Here is a 2368-nt window from a genome sequence, read left to right as displayed (position 1 = left end):
GATCGGCGGCATCATCGTGCTGTTCGTGCTCGGCAGCATTCTGCGCCGCGCGATCAATCATCCGCTGCGCGTGGCGCTGGCCATGTCGAAGCAGATTGCGGCGGGCGACCTGACGGGCAAGGCCGAAGGCACCGGGCGCGACGAGATCGGCCAGTTGCTGTTCGGTCTGACCGTGATGAAGAACAGCTTGCTGTCCATCGTCTCGGACGTGCGTGAAGGCATCGAATCGATCAACATCGCCTCGCGCGAAATCGCGGCGGGCAACACCGATCTGTCGGCGCGTACCGAACAGCAGGCGGCATCGCTGGAGCAGACCGCGTCGTCGATGGAAGAGCTGACGGCCACCGTCAAGCAGAACGCCGACAACGCCAAACAGGCGAGCGTGCTGGCCGTGAACGCCTCGGAGATCGCCGCGCGCGGCGGTCAGGTCGTGGGCAACGTCGTCGACACGATGCAGGGCATTTCGACGAGTTCGCACAAGATCGTCGACATCATCAGCGTGATCGAAGGGATCGCGTTCCAGACGAACATTCTGGCGCTGAACGCGGCCGTGGAAGCTGCCCGCGCGGGTGAGCAGGGTCGTGGCTTTGCCGTGGTCGCAGGGGAAGTGCGCACGCTGGCACAGCGCAGTGCCGCCGCCGCGAAGGAAATCAAGGTCCTCATCGAAGACTCGGTCGGGCGCGTGGAGAACGGCTCGGCGCTGGTGGCGCAGGCCGGTCACACGATGGACGAGATCGTGCAGGCGGTGCAGCGCGTGACCGACATCATGGGTGAGATCTCGGCGGCGTCTGCCGAACAGTCGAGCGGTATCGAGCAGGTCAACCGCGCTGTGACGCAGATGGACGAAGTCACGCAGCAGAACGCGGCGCTGGTCGAAGAAGCGGCGGCTGCGGCCGGATCGCTGGAAGATCAGGCGCATCGTCTGCGCGACGCCGTCTCGGTCTTCCGGGTTGGCGACGCGTTCCAGGCGGCCGGCGCACCGAGCGCGCGCCACGCCATCGCACACACCAGCACGATGACCACACGCCAGCCGGTATCGAAGCCGGTGGCGACGACGGCAGCAGCACAGGCAACGCACGCCGCACCCGTTGCGCAGACCGCTCAGGCGGGCACGGCACCGGCGCGCGCGAGCGCAGGCGGCGCGGCGACGCGAACGGCGACACGTCGTCCGCAGGCCACGGCACCCGCTGCGACGGACGCACAGGAAGATGCACAAGTGCTGCAACTGGCAGCACGTCGGGGCAAGTCCCCGGCCGGCGGATCGACGGGCACAACGTCGACGGCAAAGACCAGTGACCCGGGCGACTGGGAAGAGTTTTGACGGTACGTGGATGCAAAGCGTCGGCCAAGAGTCGAGATTGTTGTGATGGCTATACCGGTCAATGGCCGGTCTTCACGGGGTAGAGGTCGTTATGTTTAAGAATGTCACCATCCGGGCACGGCTTACGCTGGCGCTTGGACTCTTCATGGTGCTGCTGATTGTCGGCGCAGCGGCGGGTCTGCTCTCGCTGCGACAGAGCAACGCGGCCATGCAGGAGATCTATACGAACGACATGGCATCGTCGCAGGCGCTTGCGCAAACGACGATTAACACGCTGCGCGCGCGCGTCACGCTCTCGCGTATCGAGTTCATCGCCGATCCGACCGAAATCAAGTCGGCCATCGAGAGCGTGCGTTCGAACCTCAAGAACGCCGACGCCGCCTACGCGACCTACGCAGCCCTGCCGATGAGCCCCGACGAGAAAGTCATGGCCGACGCCGTGGTGCTTGCGCGTGGCAAGGTGGTCAACGACGGCATTCTGCCCGCGCTCAAGGCCATCGAATCGGGTGACATCCCCGACTTCCACGCCAAGACGGTGATGGACGTGCCGCGCCTGTTCGGCGACTACACCAAGGCGATGACGGTGCTGGCCGATCAGCAACTCAAGAGCGCCGAAGGCCGCTACAACGCGGCACAGGAACGCTACACGCTGGTGATGTGGCTCGTGGGCATCGGTCTGGCCGTCGGCCTGCTGGTCGGTGTCATCACGCAGATCACCCTCACGCGCGCCATCGTCGGCCCGATCGACGACGCCATCAAGCACTTCGAGAAGATCGCCGGGGGCGACCTCACGCAACGCATCGACGTGTGGAACGACACCGAGACCGGTCGTCTGTTCAAGGGCGTGAAGCATATGCAGGACAGCCTCGTGCGCACCGTCGCCGAGGTCCGTTCGGGTACCGAGTCGATCACGTCCGCCGCGCAGCAGATCGCCGCAGGCAACACCGATCTGTCGGCCCGCACCGAACAACAGGCTGCGTCGCTCGAAGAGACCGCATCGTCGATGGAGCAACTGACGGCCACCGTGCGTCAGAACGCCGACAACGC

General features: G+C 65.3%; 2 protein-coding genes. Both read left to right on the top strand.

Going from position 1 to position 2368, the window contains the following annotated elements:
* A partial coding sequence (locus A9762_RS26945; protein ID WP_139133425.1) for a methyl-accepting chemotaxis protein occupies nucleotides 1–1321 on the top strand: 1321 nt, incomplete at its 5' end.
* Nucleotides 1322–1412: 91 nt separating this feature from the next.
* The coding region (locus A9762_RS26940) for a Tar ligand binding domain-containing protein (RefSeq protein ID WP_170836342.1) at nucleotides 1413–2368 on the top strand (956 nt) is incomplete at its 3' end.

The organism is Pandoraea sp. ISTKB (assembly GCF_001721285.1).
Taxonomy (GTDB): domain Bacteria; phylum Pseudomonadota; class Gammaproteobacteria; order Burkholderiales; family Burkholderiaceae; genus Pandoraea; species Pandoraea capi.
This window is presented reverse-complemented; position numbering and strand designations above follow the sequence as displayed.